The 18,854-nt window shown below is 74.5% G+C and carries 15 protein-coding genes; 4 read left to right on the top strand and 11 right to left on the bottom strand.

The features are described 5' to 3' along the window. Position 1 precedes the first annotated feature (1 nt). On the bottom strand, positions 2-2,299 hold the full coding sequence (locus ACIPYS_RS19865) for a hypothetical protein (protein WP_400747613.1): 2,298 nt from the start codon (positions 2,297-2,299) through the stop codon (positions 2-4). A 228-nt stretch (positions 2,300-2,527) separates the two neighbouring features. Between ACIPYS_RS19865 and ACIPYS_RS19870 the strand changes: the two genes are divergently transcribed. After that, on the top strand, positions 2,528-3,517 hold the full coding sequence (locus ACIPYS_RS19870; protein WP_400747615.1) for an endonuclease/exonuclease/phosphatase family protein: 990 nt from the start codon (positions 2,528-2,530) through the stop codon (positions 3,515-3,517). Positions 3,518-3,615: 98 nt separating this feature from the next. On the opposite strand, the gene ACIPYS_RS19875 is transcribed toward ACIPYS_RS19870, so the two are convergent. Further along, complete coding sequence (locus ACIPYS_RS19875) at positions 3,616-5,097, bottom strand: DUF6777 domain-containing protein (RefSeq protein ID WP_400747617.1); 1,482 nt, start codon at positions 5,095-5,097, stop codon at positions 3,616-3,618. A gap of 302 nt (positions 5,098-5,399) precedes the next feature. On the opposite strand from ACIPYS_RS19875, the gene ACIPYS_RS19880 reads away from it, so the two are divergent. Continuing rightward, positions 5,400-6,761 carry a streptophobe family protein gene (locus ACIPYS_RS19880; RefSeq protein ID WP_400747619.1) on the top strand — a complete coding sequence of 454 codons (1,362 nt, stop codon included), beginning with the start codon at positions 5,400-5,402 and terminating at the stop codon, positions 6,759-6,761. Between the two features lie 189 nt (positions 6,762-6,950). Here the strand turns inward: ACIPYS_RS19880 and ACIPYS_RS19885 are convergent, their stop codons facing one another. Both ACIPYS_RS19885 and ACIPYS_RS19890 read right to left on the bottom strand, forming a co-directional pair. Further along, positions 6,951-7,355, bottom strand: a complete 405-nt coding sequence (locus ACIPYS_RS19885; protein ID WP_093858913.1) for a DUF4259 domain-containing protein — start codon at positions 7,353-7,355, stop codon at positions 6,951-6,953. A 169-nt stretch (positions 7,356-7,524) separates the two neighbouring features. Beyond that, complete coding sequence (locus tag ACIPYS_RS19890; protein WP_400747622.1) at positions 7,525-8,283, bottom strand: hypothetical protein; 759 nt, start codon at positions 8,281-8,283, stop codon at positions 7,525-7,527. Positions 8,284-8,410: 127 nt separating this feature from the next. On the opposite strand from ACIPYS_RS19890, the gene ACIPYS_RS19895 reads away from it, so the two are divergent. Further along, positions 8,411-8,620 carry a hypothetical protein gene (locus ACIPYS_RS19895; protein ID WP_400747624.1) on the top strand — a complete coding sequence of 70 codons (210 nt, stop codon included), beginning with the start codon at positions 8,411-8,413 and terminating at the stop codon, positions 8,618-8,620. Positions 8,621-8,658: 38 nt separating this feature from the next. On the opposite strand, the gene ACIPYS_RS19900 is transcribed toward ACIPYS_RS19895, so the two are convergent. From ACIPYS_RS19900 to ACIPYS_RS19910, 3 genes are all read right to left on the bottom strand, one after another. Further along, positions 8,659-9,726 (bottom strand): protein kinase, encoded by a 1,068-nt coding sequence (locus ACIPYS_RS19900; RefSeq protein WP_400747804.1) that lies wholly within the window; start codon positions 9,724-9,726, stop codon positions 8,659-8,661. A 194-nt stretch (positions 9,727-9,920) separates the two neighbouring features. Beyond that, positions 9,921-10,523: a hypothetical protein gene (locus ACIPYS_RS19905; RefSeq protein WP_197698721.1), complete on the bottom strand. Its 603-nt coding sequence runs from the start codon at positions 10,521-10,523 to the stop codon at positions 9,921-9,923. 100 nt (positions 10,524-10,623) lie between these two features. Next, positions 10,624-13,002 (bottom strand): FHA domain-containing protein, encoded by a 2,379-nt coding sequence (locus tag ACIPYS_RS19910; RefSeq protein ID WP_093858912.1) that lies wholly within the window; start codon positions 13,000-13,002, stop codon positions 10,624-10,626. Between the two features lie 250 nt (positions 13,003-13,252). On the opposite strand from ACIPYS_RS19910, the gene ACIPYS_RS19915 reads away from it, so the two are divergent. Beyond that, positions 13,253-14,602, top strand: a complete 1,350-nt coding sequence (locus ACIPYS_RS19915) for an acyltransferase (RefSeq protein WP_159424780.1) — start codon at positions 13,253-13,255, stop codon at positions 14,600-14,602. Between the two features lie 142 nt (positions 14,603-14,744). Here ACIPYS_RS19915 and ACIPYS_RS19920 read toward each other — a convergent pair whose 3' ends face one another. From ACIPYS_RS19920 to hppD, 4 genes are read right to left on the bottom strand one after another with little or no spacing between them, the layout of a single operon-like run. Further along, positions 14,745-15,704 carry an alpha-ketoacid dehydrogenase subunit beta gene (locus tag ACIPYS_RS19920; RefSeq protein WP_400747627.1) on the bottom strand — a complete coding sequence of 320 codons (960 nt, stop codon included), beginning with the start codon at positions 15,702-15,704 and terminating at the stop codon, positions 14,745-14,747. After that, complete coding sequence (locus ACIPYS_RS19925; protein ID WP_400747629.1) at positions 15,701-16,816, bottom strand: thiamine pyrophosphate-dependent enzyme; 1,116 nt, start codon at positions 16,814-16,816, stop codon at positions 15,701-15,703. Before ACIPYS_RS19925 ends, ACIPYS_RS19920 begins: the two co-directional genes overlap by 4 nt. Beyond that, entirely contained in the window at positions 16,813-17,727 is a 915-nt protein-coding gene (locus ACIPYS_RS19930) for a phytanoyl-CoA dioxygenase family protein (protein ID WP_400747631.1), read from the bottom strand. The genes ACIPYS_RS19925 and ACIPYS_RS19930 overlap by 4 nt, the downstream gene beginning before the upstream one ends. Before the next feature lie 37 nt (positions 17,728-17,764). Continuing rightward, on the bottom strand, positions 17,765-18,778 hold the full coding sequence (hppD, locus tag ACIPYS_RS19935; RefSeq protein WP_400747633.1) for a 4-hydroxyphenylpyruvate dioxygenase: 1,014 nt from the start codon (positions 18,776-18,778) through the stop codon (positions 17,765-17,767). Between the last annotated feature and the right edge of the window lie 76 nt (positions 18,779-18,854).

Here is an 18,854-nt window from a genome sequence, read left to right on the forward strand (position 1 = left end):
CCTAGTGTCGGCGGCCCCGGGTGCGCAGGACGAGCAGGCCGGTCATCAGGCAGCCGAGCGCGCCGAGGGCGAGCACCGGGAGCGCGCCGGAGCCGGTGTCGGGCAGTTTCCCGTCAGGCCCGGGGGAGTGCGTCGGCCCGGCGGTGGGCCGGTGGCCGTGGCCGTGCGTCGCCGTGGGGGAAGGGGACGCGGTGGGGCTGGGCGACGCGGTCGGGGAAGCCGTCGGGGACGGGGACGCCGTCGGTGAGGGCGAGGTCGTGGGGGACGGCGACGGCGTGGGGACGGTCACCGTGACGTCGGCGCGGCAGCGGGCGTCGCCCTCGCCGGGCGGGCAGTTGTTGCGGTACGTGGCGGAGGTGACGGTGTTGCCGAGCGCCGTGTCGGTGGTGAGCGAACTGTGCACGGTCACCGAGTAGATGATGGTGGCGCTCCCGCCGACCGGCAGGTCCCCGGTCCAGTGCAGGGTGCTGCCGGTGACGGTGACGGAGCCCAGGTCGGTGACGGCGTCACCGTTGTAGTCGGCCCGGGAGAGCACGTCGGCGAGGTCGTCGTCGAGGCTGACGCGGGGGGCGGCGACCCGGCCGGTGTTGGTGACCTCGATCCGGTAGCCGACGGTCCGGCCCGGGGTGGTGGAGGTCGGGGTGGCGGTCTTCGCGATCGAGTAGACCGGGGCCTCGACCACGGTGTTGCGCACCGTGTTGCTGGTACGGCTCTGCTCCCGCTGCGTCTGCTTGCCCCGGAAGGTCAGGCTCGCGCTGTCGTCCAGCACGGTCCCGCCGGTGGCCGCCGGGTCGACGGTGGCCCGGAAGGCGATGTCGGTGCTCGCACCCGGGGCGAGGTCGGCGACCTGGCAGGTGACGGTCTGCCCGGCGGCGCTGCAGGAGGGGTTGGAGCCCGCGACGAAGGTGGTGCCGGCGGGCAGCCGGTCGGTGACGGTGATGCCGGTGGCGGTGTCGAGGTCGGTGGTGCCGCCGTCGGCGTGCCGGTTGGCGACGGTGAAGGTGTAGGTGATGCTGTCGCCGGGGGAGACGTTGCCGGGCGGGTTGTTGTCGGTGGTACCGGCCGGGGTGTTGGCCTTGGTGATCTGCAGGTCCGGTTCGAGGGCGTCGACGGCGAGCCAGACGGCCTGCGGGTGCAGTGCGTCGCCGGCGCCGTTGATCCGCAGCACGGCCTGGGTGGCGTCGGCGGGGATCTTTCCGGTGACGTCGATCGTCCGGGCGTCGTAGCCGTAGTTGTTGACCGGCGCGGGATCGCGGGTCGTGATGTTGCTGCCGGTGCCGTCGGCGGCGACCCGGTCGATCCGGCTGGTGAAGGCGTTGTCGGTGACGACACCGGCGGGGCCGGGCATCGGCAGCAGGGTCAGGTTGTCGGTCGCGGAGCCGACCAGCAGCTCGTCGCCCGAGATCGGCACGTCGCCGTCGCCGACGGTGACGCCCATGGTGGCCGGCGGGGCGGTGGCCGGGGTGCGGATGCCCGCGAGGGTGAGCGTCGCCAGGTTGTCGGGGGAGCGCAGCAGCTGGAAGCCGTCCCAGACCTGGAGGTAGCGCAGCGGGTCGGCCTGGTCCTGGTAGGCGACCACGAGTGACCAGCCGCCCCAGCAGCCCACGTTGTTGCCGCCGAAGTTCTGCGCGGAGGAGCGCCCGGCGCACGCCTGGATGTCCGCGACGGTGTAGCTGCCCGCGCCCGCGGCCTTCACCTGGGCGGTGACGTCCTTCACGCCGGCCCCGGCCAGCAGCGGCTCGGGCGGGTTACCGCCGACCTGCTGGTCGAACCAGTCGTAGGTGTCGGCGGTGACCTGCTCGTACGAGGTGCCGCCCGGGACCTTCCAGGACACCGTGTTGCCCTTGTTGATGTCCCCGGAGGTGCCGCCGGCGTTGCTGGTGTTGGTCGGGTTGAACTGCCAGTACAGCCGGGCGGAGAGCACCTCCGCCCCGGCCGGGACGACCAGCTGGGCCGAGGACGCGTTGTTCCCCGGCGCGTTCGGGTCGGTCTTGACGTACTTGGTGCGGCCGTTGTTGGTGCCCTCGGTGTCGTTGCAGACCGATCCGTCGCTGTCGTCACAGGTCAGGACCGAGTTCGACGCCATCGTCAGGTTGCCGTGGGTCAGCAGGTCGAGCACCGGGTCGGGACCGATCGGCCGCTGGGTGCCGGCCCCGCGGACCGCCGTCTGCCGCTGCGGCAGGTCCGGCGCCGCGAAGGCCCGGTCCAGGGCGAACGGGGCCGCCAGCCCCGCCGCCAGCGGGACCGCGGCGCACAGGGCGTAGAGACGTCTGCGGTGCGGGGAGGGTCGATGAACCACGGGTTGCCTCACAACGGGCGATCGGATCGGGGCAGGTCCGTCCCACCCTCGCGCGGCCTCCGGACCGTGCGGTCCGGACACGCGGGAGCGATCACCTCATCAGCTCAGTGCCCGGGGCTCCGGGCGAAGGCGGGGCGGCTCGACGCCGCAGGCCAGGGCAGGGAGCGGTGCGGAACCGCGCCACGGACGGGCGCGTCCTGAGGCAGAGGCGAGGGGCTGGAGCGAGGGGTGGGGAAGCCGGTGGAGCGGGCACGCTGGTGGGTGTGGGTGCGGCGGGTGCTGGAGTGGTCCGGCTGGGCGGTGTCGGCGCTGTCGGCGGCCCTGCTGGCGGTCCGCTTCGGCGGGTGGGACGACGGGACGCCGCTCGCGCTCGCCGTGGTGCTGGTGCCGTACGCGGCGCTGGGCGGCGTGCTCGCGCTCGGTGTGCTGCTGGCGCTCCGCTCGTGGTGGGCGGCGGCGGTCGCCGGTGTCCTGGCGGCGGTGCAGCTCTTCTGGCTGGTCCCGAGGCTGGTGCCGGACGGCGGCGCGGCTCCGGCGGCCGACGCGCCCCGGCTGCGGCTCGCCACCAGCAACGCCTGGGTGGGGCAGGCCGATGCCGACGAGATCGTCCGGCTGGTGCGCGAACAGCGTGTCGACGTCCTCGCGATGGAGGAGCTGGGGCCGGGCGCGGTCGCGCGGCTGGACCGGGCGGGCATCGCCGAGGTGCTGCCGCACCGGGAGCTGAGGCCCGGTCGGGACACCGCGATCTACTCGCGGCTCCCGCTGACGCCGCTCGACGGCTCGGCCTCGGAGGCGGCCCGGGAGCAGATCGCGGCCGAGGTGACGGTCGGCGGTCGGACCGTCCGGCTGACGGCCGTGCACACCTACTACCCGCTGGGCGACTCCGGACGCTGGTCGGAGGACTTCGACGGACTGCGGGCGGCGGTGGCCGGTGCCACCCGCAACGCCGTCCTGCTGGGTGACTTCAACGCGACGCTCGACCACACGCCGATGCGCGCCCTGCTCGACACCGGCCTCACCGACACCCACGCGGAGCTGGGCCGGGGTGCCGCGCCCACCTGGCCGGAGTCGAACACCTACGTCCCCGGACTGCGGCCGGTGATCCAGATCGACCACGTACTGCACGGGGAGGCGCTGCGCGCCGTGTCGGTGACGGAGCACCGGGTGCGGGGCGCCGACCACCGCGCGGTGGTCGCGGAGCTGGCCGTCACCGGCTGAGGCGGGGCCGCGCGCGCCGGGCGGCCGGGTGCCGGTGCCGGACGGCACCGGGGTGCGGACCGGCCGGGGTGACACCCCGGCCGGTCCGGCCGGTCGGATCAGCCGGTGGTGTCCGTGACCGTGGGGCAGGGCGGCAGGGTGGACGGCGCGGTGGTGGCGCAGGTCGCCGTGGCCGTCGCCGGCTGCTGGGCCGAGGTGGTGGACGCGGCCGTCTTCGTGGTCGTCGTGGTGGCGGCCGGGGTGGAGGTCACCGTCGGCTTCGAGGTCGCCGACTCGGTGGAGGCACTGGTCGAGGTACCGGCCGAGGCGGACGAGGAGGTCGCACCCGAGGACGTGGCCCCGGAGGACGTGGCACCCGAGGAGGTCGCGCCCGAGGTCGACGCCGTCGCCGGGCTGCTGGACGGCCCGCTGGAACCGGAGGTCGAGCCGGACGGCGAACCCGAGGTGGACGTGCTTCCCGAGGTCGACGCCGAGGACGAGGTCGAGGCGGAGGTGGAGCCCGAGTTCGACGGGCTCGACGAGGCGGACGGCCAGGAGGTGGCGGGCGGCACACCGGGTGCCAGCGGACCTCGCGGCTCCCGGACCTCCTTGTCGACGACCTTGATCTGCCCCGTCACCCGCGCGAACCAACCGCCGGTCACGATGTCCACGAGGACGATCTCGGTCACCGGCCGGGGCGCGGCGACCACGATGATCACTGTGCTCGGCTGGAAGCCGGTCCACGGCTTGCCGACGTACTTGGCGTCCGAGACCAGCGTCGGTGCCTTCAGCGGGTTGCCGCAGCCGCAGCGCACCCGCGGCACGCCCTGCGCGTCGACCAGCACCGCGGTGCCGGCCTGGAGCACGGACTGGTAGGCGACGGCCGCGCCGCCCTGGTAGCTGTGATTGGTCACCCGGGTGTCCACCCGCAGGTACGCCGAGGTCAGCGACCGCAGGTAGCCGGGGACGGCGGACTGCTCGATGCCCTGGGCCGAGGCCCAGGCCCGGCCGGTGTCGCCGGTCGAAGTGATCGAGATCAGCCGCTCCACGTCGCAGCTCGGCTTGTTCATCGTCCCGCCGTAGACGCCGGCCGACGTCCCCTCGACGTTGTGCAGGCCGGTGCTCGCGGTGGCCGTGGCACCGGCCGTTCGGGTGGCGGTCGCCGTGGCCGGCGCCGGGGCGGGGGCCTGCACGGCCTCCGTCTGGACCGACGGGGTGAACGGCGCCGGGCCCGGGTCCTGCGGACCCTGCAGCGCGACCTCGTTCGCGGTCGGCACGGTGGTGTCGCTGCTGCCGCCACCGCCGCTGTTGTTGTTGACGATCAGCACCGCCGCCACCACGGCCAGCGCGGCGGTGCCGGCCACCAGGGCGGCCTTCCGGCCGGAGCGCCACCACGGCGTCGGACGCCCCCCGCCCGGTCCGCCGGACGAGCCGCCCGGTCCGCCGCCGCCGGACGGTCCGCCGGCTCCGCCGGAGGCCGGGCCGGACGGGGGACCGGGCGGCCCGGAGCGGCCGCCCGAGGGCGGCCCGGAGAGCGGGCCGGACGGCGGTCCGGAGGGCGGGCCGAGGGGCGGCCCGGACGAAGGCGGTTGGGAACTCATCGAGGCTCCGTTTCGCAGGCGGCCGGTCCACCCGGCCGGCGCAGGAGGCTCCTGCCACTGGGATCCATTTCTGCCCCGGGTGCCGGTCCGTCGCAACAGCAGCGGGCGGCCGACGGGAACGGCGGGCATGATCGGCGGGCGTGGCGGCGCGGGGCGGGGCGGGGCGGCGTGGGGCGACGGGACCGGTGGGCGGACAGGCGGCCAGGCGGACAGGCGGGCGGGCCGGTCCTGGGCCACCCTGGTCGCAGGCGTGGGGGCCGGAGCCGGACGCACGGGGGAGACCGAGCCGACAGGGAGGCCGTATGCACCAGCAGGCCCGTTCGAGCGGGCCGGCCCGCACCGCGGCGGCCGGACTACCCGGCGCGCTGCGCGGCTGGCTGGACGCGGTGGCGGTCGTCCTGGCCGGATTCGCCGCGATGGCGGCCGTCGCCGCGCTCGGCCTCTGGGCGGCGGGGGCGAACGACCTGCCCGGCGGGGGCTTCCCGTACGTGCTCGCCGCCACCCTCGCCCTCGCGGTCGGGGGCTCGGTCGGCCTCGACGGCGGGGCGGGTTTCTTCGCCTCCGTCGATGCCGGGATCGTCGCGATGCCGCTGTCCGTGAGCCTGGTCGGCGCGCTGGCCGTGGCCGAGGTGTTCCTGCGCCAACTGCGGTTCCGTGCGGTCGCGGGCGGCCGGGAGCTGCTCGGCCGGGCCGCCCGGACGGCGGTGGTCTGGCTGGTCGCCCTGGCCCTGCTCTGCGTCGCGGCCCGGCACACCTTCCCGGTGCCGCTCGGTGGCGGGCTGGTCGAGCAGCTCGGCGGCGCGCTCGGGATCGAGCCCGAGGTGGGCTTCCACGCGGAGCCGGCGTCCACCCTCGGCCTCGGGCTGCTCTGGCTGCTGGTGGTGCTGGCCGCGACCTTCGCCGTCTCCCGCCGGGCCCCGCTGCCGCGCTCCCTGGTGCCCTTCCAACAGGCCGTGCGCCCGGCCGGGTTCGCCATGCTGCTGGTCCTGCTCGGGTGCGTGGTGCTGGGGGTGGTGGCCGCGATCGTCACCGCCGCGGTGAACGGGAACGCCCGCGAGGTCGCCGCCGTCGCCCTGCTCGCCCTGCCCAACCTGGTCTGGCTCGCCTTCGGCGTCGGTCTCGGCGGCGAGTGGAACGGCCATCTGGTCGGCGCGATCGGACTGCCCGTGCCCAAGTCGCTGGCCGCCGTGCTGCGCGTCGGCGAGGGCCAGGAGGGCACGGTCAGCCTCGGCACGCTCGCCGAACAGAACGCCCGCGCCTGGTGGTTGCTCCCGGCGGCCGCCGTGCTGATGCTCGCCGCCGGGGTGTTCGCCGCGCACCGCGCACCGCGCGGGGTCCGGCTGTGGCAGCACGCGGTGCGGCTGGCGGCCGCTGCGGCCGTCACCGTGCTGCTGGTCGGCGTGTGGACCAGGATCTCCGCCGACTACGGCCTCTCGGTCCTCGGGGTGGGCCTCGGTGAGGGCGGTCTGGGCGACCTGCTCGGCTCCGTCCTCGGCCAGGAGGCGGGCCCGGTCGGCCCGGCCGCCGCCCTGACCGGCGGCACGCTCACGCTCGACCCGGTGCTCTGGATCACCGTGCCGCTCGCCGCCGGCTGGGGGCTGCTGACGGGCGCCCTGGGCGCCCTCGCCGCCGCCCGGCTGCCACGGCGCGGCGAGACCGGCTAGGGGTTGTCTGACAATTCGCGTCGCATCAGCGCGCGGCGTTGGGCGCCCGGCTGGGCGTGCCGCCGAAGCGTCCTCGTACTGGACGTACTTGGACGATTCGGCGGTGCGTCCAGGTGGGGGTACCTCCCGGCCGAAGGCTGGGGGAGGATGCCCGGCGTCGCGCGCGCGGCGGGAATTGTCAGACAACCCCTAGCCCTCCTCGTACTCCTCGCCGTCCCGGTCGGCGGCCTCCCGGCGCGCGGCGGCGGCCAACCGGTCGAAGGTGCGGTGCAGGACCTCCCGGCGCTCCGCCTTGTACGCGGGCTTGGGGCCCAGACCGTCGATGCTGCGCTCCCAGACGGCCAGGAAGGTCTCCTTCCAGCCCTCGACCACCTCGGCCTTCGGCAGCTCGCCGGCGGTGTGGCCGGCCTGGGCGAGGACGTGCAGGAGCTCCAGGTTGCACGGCACGGCGACGCCCCAGTACTCGTCGGGTTCGAGCTCGACCGGGTCGCCGGCCATCGCCTCGGCGACCTCCTCGACGAGGCGGCCGACGACGGCCGACAGGTGGTCCAGCGCCGCGTCGCTCTCGAAGTTCCCACTGCCCCACGTGCCCACGATCGCTCCCCTGCGTGCTGCCGTCCTCGCTGTCGACGCCATCGAAGCAGACCGGACCGACAACGGCCGCTGCCGTCGCCCGTACGCCCCGCTGCGGCGAGCCCGAGAGCTCGTGGCCGTCCTCGCCGATGTCTTTCTGCCGCGTGGGTCCGTACCTACGCGGCAACACCTATCGCATGTGGCGGCTCTTCACGACGACCTCTGCTTCGATCCGTCGGAATTGCTGAACCTGATCGGCTGTCAGGCGTGCGAACGCCTTGGCCTCGTCGACCTCGACCGGATCCTTCTCGAGGACGAACCGCAGGAAGTTCTCCATGGTGAGGATGATGTTCATCCAGTCGCCGAACAGCGGGGTGATGTCCTCCTGCAGCGGGAGCTTGTCGCTCCAGACTTGCTGTATCCGGTCGACGGGAATCGTCGGCCGGGTGAACGCCGCCAGGATGGCCGGACTTTCGGCCTCCATCCGGGCCAGTAGAAGTCGCAGGGTGCGCATCAGCTCCCGGTGGCTGCTGCGCGCCAGTTTGGAAACGATCTGGAGCTCGGTCACCTCTGTCCGGACGTGATCCAGCTGCGTGGGAATCGACAGGTTGCGCGTCTCACCCGCGGGGAGCGACCGGGCCGGACCAGCCGGGAGGGAGTCCTGGCCTTGGACGATCGGGGTCCGACTGTCGCGTTGAGCCCGGTTCAGCCGTTGCAGCCATCGTTCCGGGTCGCCGCCCCAGTGGCCTGCCAGCAACTGCATGGTGTTTCGGCTGGGGAGTCGTGGGCTCCGGTGGGCCACGACTGCCTTGACGGTCGAAACTCCGAGCCCGGTGGCCCTGACCGTTTCCGAGAAACCTCCGGCGATGCCTGCTGCGTGCCGGAGGTTTCGTAGCTGCGTGGCAAATGCCTGAACGGCAGGGTGCACCTCCGTCGGCTGCTGTTCCATACGTCTCCCGGGCGCGTCTCGATCGGTCTCGCGTTCGTCCCGCGATGGCTCGGATCGTATCGAGCGTCCGCTGCCCCGGGCATGGTGATCCCAAGGAATTGCTGCGGCGCGGAAGGCAGTGCGAGGGATGAACACGATTCGGTTGTTGATGCTGATGGTCATGGTGGAAACGGCGGTGATCGTCGGCCTTCTGCGTATGCTCCTCGATCTGCTCGACTCCCGGGGTGCCCCGGGTAGCGTGATCGCCTCCCTCAAGGCCGGTAGTGCCTGGGCGTTCTGTGCGACGCTGACGCTCCTCACCGTGTTGCTCACCTGGTACAGGTCGACCGGGAGCTGAGCCCGGCCCGGCGGGGATGCCGGGCCGGAGGCGGAGCGTCACCGCCAGTGGGAGGGGCCGGGCGGGCGGACGGCCGGGAGGGCCCAGGGGGGCGGGTCGGGGACGCCGGGGGTGGCGCCGAACGGGGGTACGGCGGCGGGGACGACCTGGGTCGGTGGGCCGGCCGTGCCCCACTGGGCGCCGGGAGGGCCGCCGGCCGGGGTGACGGTGGCCGCCGCGCGCAGCTCGGCGACGAACTGCAGGCAGCTGGCGAACCGTTCCTCGGGGGTCTTGGCCAGGGCCCGGCCGACCACCTCGTCCACGGCGGACGGCAGGTCCGGCCGGTGCTCGCGCACGGTGGGCGGCGGGTCGTTGAGGTGGGCCCAGAGCAGCGCGAGGTCGCTCTCCCGGCGGAACGGCGGTGCTCCGGAGAGCATCTCGAACACCACGCAGCCGAGGCCGTACTGGTCGCAGCTGCCGTCCAGCGGGCGTCCCGAGATCTGCTCGGGCGCGGCGTAGTCGAGGGTGCCGACGATCTGGCCGACGCCGGTCAGGCCGCTCAGCGACAGGGACTTCTTGGTGAGGCCGAAGTCGGCGAGGTAGAGGTGTTCCGGGTGCTCGCTGTCGGTACCGGGGGCGACGAGCACATTGCCGGGTTTGACGTCCCGGTGGACCAGGTCGTGGTCGTGCGCGGCGTCCAGCGCGGACGCGATCTGCAGGGCGAGCCCGGCGGCCCGCTCGACCGGGAAGGGGCCGCCCCGGGCGATGAGGCCGCGCAGGTCGCCGCGCTCGACGTAGCGCATCGCGATGAAGAGGATGCCGTCCGCCTCGCCCGCCTCGAACACGGGGATGATGTGCGGGTGGTCGATCGCGGCGGCGACCTGCGACTCGTGGATGAAACGGCGCCGGAACACCTCGTTGCGGGCGAGCTCGGGGGCGAGCAGTTTGACCGCGACGGTCCGGCCCAGCCGCAGGTCCTTGGCCCGGTAGACGACGGCCATGCCGCCGCGGCCGATCTCCGCCTCCAGCCGGTACCCGGCGACCCGCCGTCCGACCAGGCCGGCGGGCAGGCTCGGCAGCGCGAGGGCGTCGTCGTCGGGGTCCGCCGGGAGGTCGGGCCCGGGCAGGGGGGCGGGCCCGGCGGGAGCGGCCGCCGCGGTGGGACCGGCGTCGGGCACCCGGGTGGCCCGCGCGGCGGTGGCGGGGTGCGGGGACGGCTCGGCGGGCGGTTCCGGGGCGGGCGGTTCCGGGGCAGGCGGTTCCGGGGCAGGCGGCGGCCCGGCGGGCGGCTGCTCGCCGGGTGGCGGTTCCGGGGGCGTGCTCACGGCTCCACCAGTCGGGTGGGCTCGCCGGCGTCCGGCGGCGGCCCGGCGTTCGGGGCTGCGGCGTTCGGCGCCGGGGCGGCCGGCCTCCCGCTGTCGGGGAGCCGCGGCCGGTCGCCGACGGCGTAGGTGTGGAGCTGGAGGCCGTCGCAGTAGGACCAGCGGTCGTGCACCGGGTCGAACACCCAGAGCCGCTCGCCGTCGACGACCAGCCCGATCCGCAGGCCGCGCGTCCGGTCCCGGAAGGTCTCCAGGTCCACGCCGCCGGCGGCGAGGTCCTCCAGCAGCGAGCGGTAGCGGGCCAGGCCGCCCTCCGCCTCGGCGAGCGCGGGGCGCGGGTCGGCGGTGCGGGCCGGCGGGCCGGTGGCGGTGGGCGGGACCCCGGGGAGCGAGAGGAGCAGCCGGCCGTCGACCCAGGTGGTCCAGCCGTTGGAGCAGAGCACCTGGGCCCAGTCACCGGCCCGGCCGAGCAGTTGCAGCGGCAGCAGCGGGTCCAGCGGGGACGCGGGTTGCGCCGGGTCCGGGGCGGCCCAGCTGGGCAGGCCGTCGGGCGGGGCCACATGGGTGGGGCGGAACCCGAACTCGTCCATCGGCAGGGTCACTTCCGCAGGGTCGCTTCCGCTGGTCCACTTCCGCGGGGTCGCATCGGTCGGGGCGTCGGTCGGGCAACGGTCGGGGCGTCGGTCGGGGGCATCGGTCGGGTCACTTCCGCATGATCGCCGGCTCCTGCCGGCGCAGCAGGGCGAGCACGGCGACGGCCAGCAGCACCGCGAGCCCGACCAGCAGGCCCAGCGACAGCAGCCAGCCGGCCCGGTCCTGCCGGAACATCGGGTCCGCGGTGATCGCGGTCGGCAGCACGGTGTGCAGGTCGACGGTGCGGGCCATCGCGGACAGGCCCCAGCGGGACGGCACCAGCCAGGAGAACTGCTCCAGGCCGGGCACGCCGTGCAGCTTCAGCATGGCGCCGCTGAACACGATCTGCACCACGGAGAGCAGCACCAGCAGCGGCATCGTCGCCTCCTCCTTGCGGACCAGCGCGGACACCAGCAGGCCGAGCATCATCGCGGAGAAGGACAGCAGCGCCACCGCGATGATCAGCTCGGCCAGTGGTGGCAGCAGTACGCCGCTGTGCACCGTCACCCCGTTGGCCAGGGTGGGGCTGAGATCGACGCCGGCCAGGCCGACCACCGTCAGGACGGCGGCCTGCACCACCGTGATCGTGCCGAGCACCACCACCTTGGAGACCAGATAGGCCGAGCGGGACAGCCCGACCACACGTTCCCGCTGGTAGATCGGCCGTTCCTTGACGATCTCGCGCACCGCGTTGGCCGAGCCGGTGAGCAGGCCGCCGATGCAGAGCGTGAGCAGGCAGTTCAGCGCGTTGTCGGAGGAGAGCCGGCTGCCCGCCATCGCCCGGCACATCACGCCGATCAGGAACGGCAGGGCGATCATCACGGTCAGGAACAGCCGGTCCGCGGCGAGCACCGCCGTGTAGCGGCGGATCAGTGTGCCCAACTGGGCGAACCAGCCCTGCGGCTGCTCCGGGCCGATGCCGGCGGCGGCCTGCGCCGCCCCGGGAGCGGCCACCGGGACCGGCCGCGCGGGCGGCAGCGCCTCGGCGGCGACGTACCGCTCGTACTGGGGCGACTCCCGGAACCGGCGCTGCCAGGCCGCGTGGTCCTCGTTCTCGAACGCCTCGAAGGCCTGCGGCCACTCGGTGAAGCCGAAGAACGGCAGGGCCTCGTCGGGCGGGCCGTAGTAGGCGGTGCGGCCGCCGGGCGCGAGCACCAGGAGCCGGTCGCAGACGTCGAGACTGAGCACACTGTGGGTGACCACGACGACGGTGCGTCCGTCGTCGGCCAGGCCGCGCAGCATCTGCATCACCGAGCGTTCCATGCCCGGGTCCAGGCCGGAGGTGGGTTCGTCGAGGAAGAGCAGCGAGGGTTTGGTGAGCAGTTCGAGGGCGACGCTGACGCGTTTGCGCTGGCCGCCGGAGAGACTGGAGATCACCAGGTCGGCGCGGGCGTCCAGGCCGAGTTCGTGGATCACCTCGGAGACCCTGGCCTCCCGTTCCCCCTTGGCGGTGTCACCGGGGAAGCGCAGTTCGGCGGCGTAGGAGAGCGCCCGCCGGACGGTGAGCTGGGTGTGCAGGATGTCGTCCTGCGGCACCAGGCCGATCCGGCGGCGCAGCTCGGCGTAGTCGCGGTAGAGGTCGCGGCCGTCGTACAGCACGGTGCCCTCGTCGGCCGGGCGCAGCCCGGTGAGCGCGTTCAGCAGGGTGGACTTGCCGGCGCCGCTGGGGCCGGCCACGGCGAGCAGGGCCTTCTCGGCGAGCGGGAAGGAGACGTCGTCGAGCAGCACCCGCCGGTCGGAGCCGACCCGTACGACCAGGTTCTGCACATTGAGCGAGACCTCCCCGGTGTCGGTGTACTCGACGAGTTCGTCGCCGGAGAGGCAGAGCGCGAAGTGGCCGATGCCGACGATGTCCGCCGGGCCGACCGGGGACCGCTGGACCGGGCTGCCGTTGAGGTAGGTGCCGTTGTGGCTGCCCAGGTCGACGATCTCGTGGCCGCCGTCGGGCAGGGTGCGCAGTTCGGCGTGGTGCCGGGAGACCACGAGGTCCTCCAGCACCAGGTCGTTGTCGGGGGCCCGCCCGATCCGCACCGTCCGGCCGGGCAGCCTGAGCACGGCGCTGGGGCGGCGGAAGGTGCCGGAGACGGCCGGTGCGACGAGCGAGGGCCGCTCGGCCGGGGCGGCGGCGGGCAGGCCCGCGAAGGTGGCGGACGGCCCGTCCGCCGCGTCGCCGAACCGCAGCCTGGTGCCGGGGCCGACCTCCTCGGACCGGATCCGGCGACTGTCGGCGAAGGTGCCGTTGGTACTGCCGACGTCCTCCAGCTGCCAGTGGTCGGCGGTGGTGTGCAGTACGGCGTGGTGCCAGGAGACCCGGGGGTCGTCGAGGACGATCTCGCTGGTCGGGTCGCGGCCGACGTGGTACGCCCGGCGCGGATCGAGCAGCTGCGAATCCGTGTCGGTGACGAGGACCAGGGGCGGCGCGCCGGGCGCGCCCGGGCGCTCTCCCATGCTTCGGAGTCTAGCCGGGTGGCGCCCGCCCGGCCCGGTCACGCGGCATGGGTGGCGCCCGCCCGGCCCGGTCACGCGGCGCCCGCCCGGCCCGGTCGCCCGGGGTGCGGCCCGGCCGGTCGGGCCGATGCCACGCAATTGGACTGGACCACTGGATTGCCGCCCGGGTACTGCCCTATCGTTCGGGGAGATCTGTACGGTCGTCGGGGCCCTCCGTACGACACGCCACGCGAGCCCCGGGATGGATCCATTGAGCGTCTGGCCGCAGTTGCGCGACACCCGAACGGTCAGAGCCGGCGTCGCGCCCGGGACGGTGCTCCGCTGCGGCCTCGTCGACACGATGCTCGCCGACCTCTCCGTCTCGGTCGTGCTGTTCTTCGACCGGGCCCTGGACGAGGAGCGGCTCGCCGCCGGGCTGGCCCGGGCGCTGGAGCGGATCCCGGTGTTCGCCGGCCGACTGCGCACCGTGGACGGGGTGTTGGAAGCCGTCTGCGACGACTCCGGTGTGCCGATGGTGAGTTACCGGGTCGACGGCACCCTCGCCGAGTCGATGGGACGGGTCACCGCGCCCGGCGCCCAGCACGTCGACCCGCTGGACGCCCGGGCCGCCCGGACCGGCGACGGGCCGCTGTTCGGCGTCCGGGTCACCCGCACCGGCGACGGCGGCACCGTGCTCGGCTGCTCCTGGCACCACGCGATCGGCGACCTGCAGAGCTTCGCCCTGCTGCTGCGCGCCTGGTCGGCGGCGGTCGAGGGCGAGGAGCTGCCGGTGGCCGAACTCGTCGAGGACCAGGACGCGCTGCTCGACCGGGTGCTGCCCGCCGAGGACAGCGGACGGCCCGGCTTCCGGGTGCCCGGGGACGCCGAACGCCTGCTGCTGGACCGCGAGGTGGCGGCCGGGCCGCGCGCCAACCGGACCGTGCAGCTCTACTTCGGGGACGACGAGATCGCCCGGATGCGCGAGGAGTTCGGCGCGGCGGCCGGCACCAAGGTCTCCGCCGGTGACGCCGTCTGCGCCCATGTCGTGCACACCGTCAGGGAGTTGGACGGCGACCCGGAGACCCGCTGGCTCACCGTCCCGGTGAACGTCCGACGCCCGCTCGGCCTGCCGGACACCCTGATCGGCAACCTGCTCGGCGACATCCACCTGCCGTACACGCCCGCCGACGGCCCCGGCGTCCTCGCCGGGGCGCTGCGCACCGCCGTGCGGGACTACGCCGAGGAGCACCTCAACCTGCGCTCCAACCTGCGCTTCCTGGCCGAGCTGGGCCGCCCCGGGCTGGCCGGGTGCGTGCCGCTCGGTTTCGACCCGCAGCACCGCCGGTTCAGCTTCTCCAACTGGAGCCGCTTCGGCCTCTACGAGGCCAGCTTCCAGGGGCAGCGGCCGGTGTTCTTCAGCCCGACCGCCAACTATCCGCTGCCGTGGGTCTCGTGGAGCGTGGAGGGCTTCGGCGGCACCGGACTCCTCACCACACTGGTGGTCCCCGCCCGGCTGGCCGCCCGGCTGCGCGGGACGGACGGCCGGGCGGTCCTGCACCGCTACCGGGACGCGTCCGACCCGCTCCCGGCGCTGCTCGCGGCCGTGCCGAAGGTGCTCTGAACCGGCGCCCCGGCCGTCCGAACCGGTGCCCCGGCCGTAGACCGGCCGGGGCACCGAACGCCGACCGAAGGCCGAACGAACGCCGACCGGGGGCGGCCGCGGCGGCCGCCCCCGGAGGGTGTTCTCCCGGTTGTCGCGGGACCTACTTCATGGCGGCGCGCAGCGCGTGCCGCAGCTGCTCCCGCTCCGGCTGCAGCGCCCGGTCCAGCGCGGGGGCGAACGGCAGCACCGTGCCGTCCGGGCGGGTGATCCGGCGGGGCGGGGCGGTGAGCCGGAACTCCTCGGCGGCGGTGGCCAGTACCTCCGCGCCGATCCCGCAGCTGCGGTTGGAGTCGTCGATCACCACCAGCCGCCCGGTGCGCTCCAGCGACTCGCCCAGCGCGGCCCAGTCGAACGGGTACAGCGTGCGCGGGTCGAGCACCTCGACCGAGATCTCGCCGGCGAGTTCCTCCGCCACCGCCAGGGCGTCGTGCACCAGGTGCCCGACCGCGACCAGGGTGACGTCGGTGCCGGCCCGGTGCACCCGGGCCCGGCCGAGCGGCACCGGGACGAGGTCCCAGGTGACGGTCTCGCGGACCGGCAGCGCGGCGGCCGGGGCGAACACCACCACCGGGTCGGGGTCCTGGATCGCCGAGCGGAGCAGCCCGTAGGCGTCGGTCGGCGTGGCCGGGACGACGGTCTTCACCCCCGAGTGCGCGAACAGGCTGTAGGGGTGGTCCGAGTGCTGGCCGGCCCAGCCGGTCCGGGAGCCGGAGCCGGGGACCAGACAGGTGAGCGGGACGCCCGCCTGCCCGCCGCTCATCAGCGAGAACTTGTGTGCCTGGTTGACGAGTTGCTCGAAGACCAGGAACAGCAGGGACGGGATCTGGAACTCCAGCACCGGCCGCCGCCCGGCCAGCGCCGCACCGACCGCCATCGCGGTGAACGCCTGCTCGGAGAGCGGGGTGTCGACGATCCGCTCCGACCCGAACCGGTCCAGCAGCCCGAGCGTGGGCCCGGCCATCCCGGCGCCGATGTCCTCGCCGAACACGCAGACCGAGGGGTCGGCGTCCAGTTCGTCGGCGAGCGCCCGGTTGAGCGCCTTGGTGTACGACAGTCTCATACGACCGCCCCCGCCCGGGGCCGCAGGCCGGAGGCGTACAGGTGGTCGGCGGCGCCGGCCGGGTCGGGGTGCGGCGAGGCGAGCGCGAACTCCTCGGCCGCCGCGAGTTCGGCGGCGACCTCGGCGTCCAGGGCGGCGGCGAGCCCGGTGCCGAGCGCGGTGGCGGCCCGGGGGAGCGGGTCGCGTTCGCGCCAGGCGGCCACCTCCTCGGTGGTGCGGTAGTGCAGCTTCATCAGCCGTTCCATGGTGTGGTGGCCCTCGAACCGGTAGGTGCGGCATTCCAGGAAGCTCGGTCCGCCGCCGTTCCGGGCGCGGGCGACGGCCTCCTCGGCGGCGGCCCGCACCGCCTCGGTGTCCATGCCGTCCACCTCGGTGGCCGGGATGCCGAAGGCGGCGGCCCGACCGGTCGCGCTGCCCGCGACCGCGGTGCCGGCCGGCAGGGTGGTGGCGTAGCCGTTGTTCTCGCAGACGAAGAGCACCGGCAGCCGCCACATCGCGGCCAGGTTGAGCGACTCCAGCAGCACGCCCTGGTTGAGCGCGCCGTCGCCGAAGAACGCCACCGCGACCGCGTCCGAACCGGCCTGCCGGTCGGCCCAGGCGGCGCCGACCGCGATCGGGGCGCCGGCGCCGACGATGCCGTTGGCGCCGAGGATGCCCAGCCGCAGGTCGGCTGCGTGCATCGAGCCGCCCCGGCCCCGGTTGGACCCGCCGACCCGACCGGCGAGCTCGGCCAGCAGCCGGGCCGGGTCGAGGCCGCGGGCCAGCACATGGCCGTGGCCCCGGTGGGTGGAGGCGAGCCGGTCGCCCGTGCCGAGCGCGGCGCAGACGCCGACCGCGACGGCCTCCTGCCCGATGTAGGGGTGGATGCCGCCGGTGATCACCCCGGACTTGACCAGCCCGAGGGCCCGCTCCTCGAAGGAGCGGATCAGCCGCAGCATCCGGTACCGCCGCTCGGGCGTGTCGAGCGCCGCCACGACGGGCGGGGCATCGGCCGAAGGGATGGCGGCCGAAGGGGCGTCGGCGGGCGGGACGTCGGCGGACGGGGCGGCATCGGCCGACGGGACGGCGGGCGCGGTCACGGGCGCGGTGCCGGCGGGAGCCCCAGGCGTCACAGCGCTCCCCGCCAGACGGTCGGGCAGAAGTCCGGGTCGGCGTAGTCGGGCCGGCCGTCGGGGGTGCGGCGGACCAGCACGTCGTGGTTGTAGACCACCGGCCCGCCGTCGGGCCGGGTGGCGGCCTGGTACGCGTTGCCGCCGTCCTGGAGGTGCAGCGACACCGCCCGGCGCGGGTAGGAGGCCAGGTTGGGGCCGCTGCCGTGGTACGTGCGGCAGTGGTGGAAGCTGACGTGCCCGCGCGGGATGATCATCGGGATCTTGCGGACCTCGGTGCCGTTGTACTCCGCGTTGGCGTCCAGGATGGAGTCCAGCTCGGAGTTGTCGCGCTCGGCGAAGTGCCGGGTGGAGTCCTCCCCCGAGGGAAGCTCCTTCCAGCGGTGGCTGCCGTCGACCATGGTGATGGTGCCGTTCTCCTCGCCGCAGTCGTGGAACGGCAGGAAGGCGGTCAGCATCCGGTCCGAGGAGGAGGTCTGCCAGTAGTGCTTGTCGAAGTGCCACGGCACCTGGTTGCTGGGCTCGCCCGGCACCGGGGGCTTGTAGATGAGGGTGGCCTGGAAGATCCGGGTCTCCTCGGCCTCGGCGAGCAGCGCCGCGACGGCGCCGAGCAGCGGCTTGCGCAGGATCGCGCCGATCGCGTCGCTCTCGTAGTGCACGTAGTCGTTGTGCCGCTGGACCGGGCCGTCCGCGGCCGACCAGGAGGCCAGCCGCGGCGGGCGGACCGGGAGGTCGCGGTCGCGGTGGCCGGTGTAGTAGTGCTCGGTGGCGGCCTGGAGGGTGTCCAGCTCCTCGTCGCTGAACAGCCGGCGGGACAGGTACCAGCCGTGCTCCAGGTAGCCGGCCACCTCCTCGGGGGTGGGCAGCAGGGCGCGTTCGGCCTCGGTGAGGTGGAACTCGGGTGCGGTGGTCATGGGGGTCGGGCCTCCTCTTCGGGCGGTGCGGGTGGAATCAGACGGAGGCGGCGGCGCGCTGCCGTTCGACGGCCTCGTACAGGGCCTTGATGTTGGCGGTGCCGAAGGTGCCGGCGCCCTGGCGCTCGATCAGCTCCACGAAGTACGTCCGCCGCGGGTGGGTGGACCGGGCGAAGATCTGGAACAGCTGCCCGCCGTGGTCCTGGTCGACCAGGACGTCCAGTTCGCGCAGGGTCTCGACCGGGATGGCGGTGGTGCCGAGCCGCTCGGCGAGCGCGTCGTAGTACGTGCCGGGCGTGGTCAGGAACGCCACACCGCGCTCGCGGGCGCCGCGCACGGCGGTGGCGATGTCCGCGGTGCGGAAGGCGAGGTGCTGGACACCGGCGCCGTCGTGGTCGGCGAGGAAGGTGTCGATCTGGCCGGCCCGGCGGCTGGTGTCGGGCTCGATCAGGGTGAAGGTGACCTCGCCGGAGGCGCTCTGCACCACGCTGGAGTCCATCGCCTGCTCGCCGACCTCGATGTACTCGCCGAAGATCCGGTGCATGCCGAGCGCGGCCTCGCAGAAGCGCACCGCGTCCGCCAGTTGGCCGGCCGGCAGGCAGATCGCGGCGTGGTCGAGGGCGTCCAGCAGCTGCGGGCCGTCCCCGGTGGTCCCGGCCGCGGTCGGCACCTCGGGGACGAACCGCAGGGCGGTGTCGCCGAAGCCGGCGACCAGGCCGCCGGCCCGGTCCAGGACGCGGGCGCCGTGCCGCTCGGCGCGGTCGAGGGCGGCCTGCGGGTCGGGGCAGGAGAGCGCGAGGGCGGCCACGCCCTCGCCGTGCCGGGCGGCGTAGCGGGCCACCGGGTGCTCGGGGTCGGCGGCGGAGCGCAGCAGGAACCGGATGCTGCCCTGGCGCACCAGGACGGTGCGGGCGTTCGCGGACTCGGCCGCGGCCAGCTGTTCCGGCTCGGGCGGGACGGCGGTGAAGCCGTAGTCGGCGCAGAGGTCCGCCGCGGTGGCGTCGGCGTCGGCGCTGTGGTACTCGACGTGGGCTATGGACTGGATGGACAACGGGATCTCCCCGGGGGATCGCGAGTTGACGAGTGGCCTGGCCCGGATGTCCGCGTGCTGCGGCGCGGTTGCGGCG

Source organism: Kitasatospora sp. NPDC089913 (assembly GCF_044748625.1).
GTDB lineage: Bacteria > Actinomycetota > Actinomycetes > Streptomycetales > Streptomycetaceae > Kitasatospora.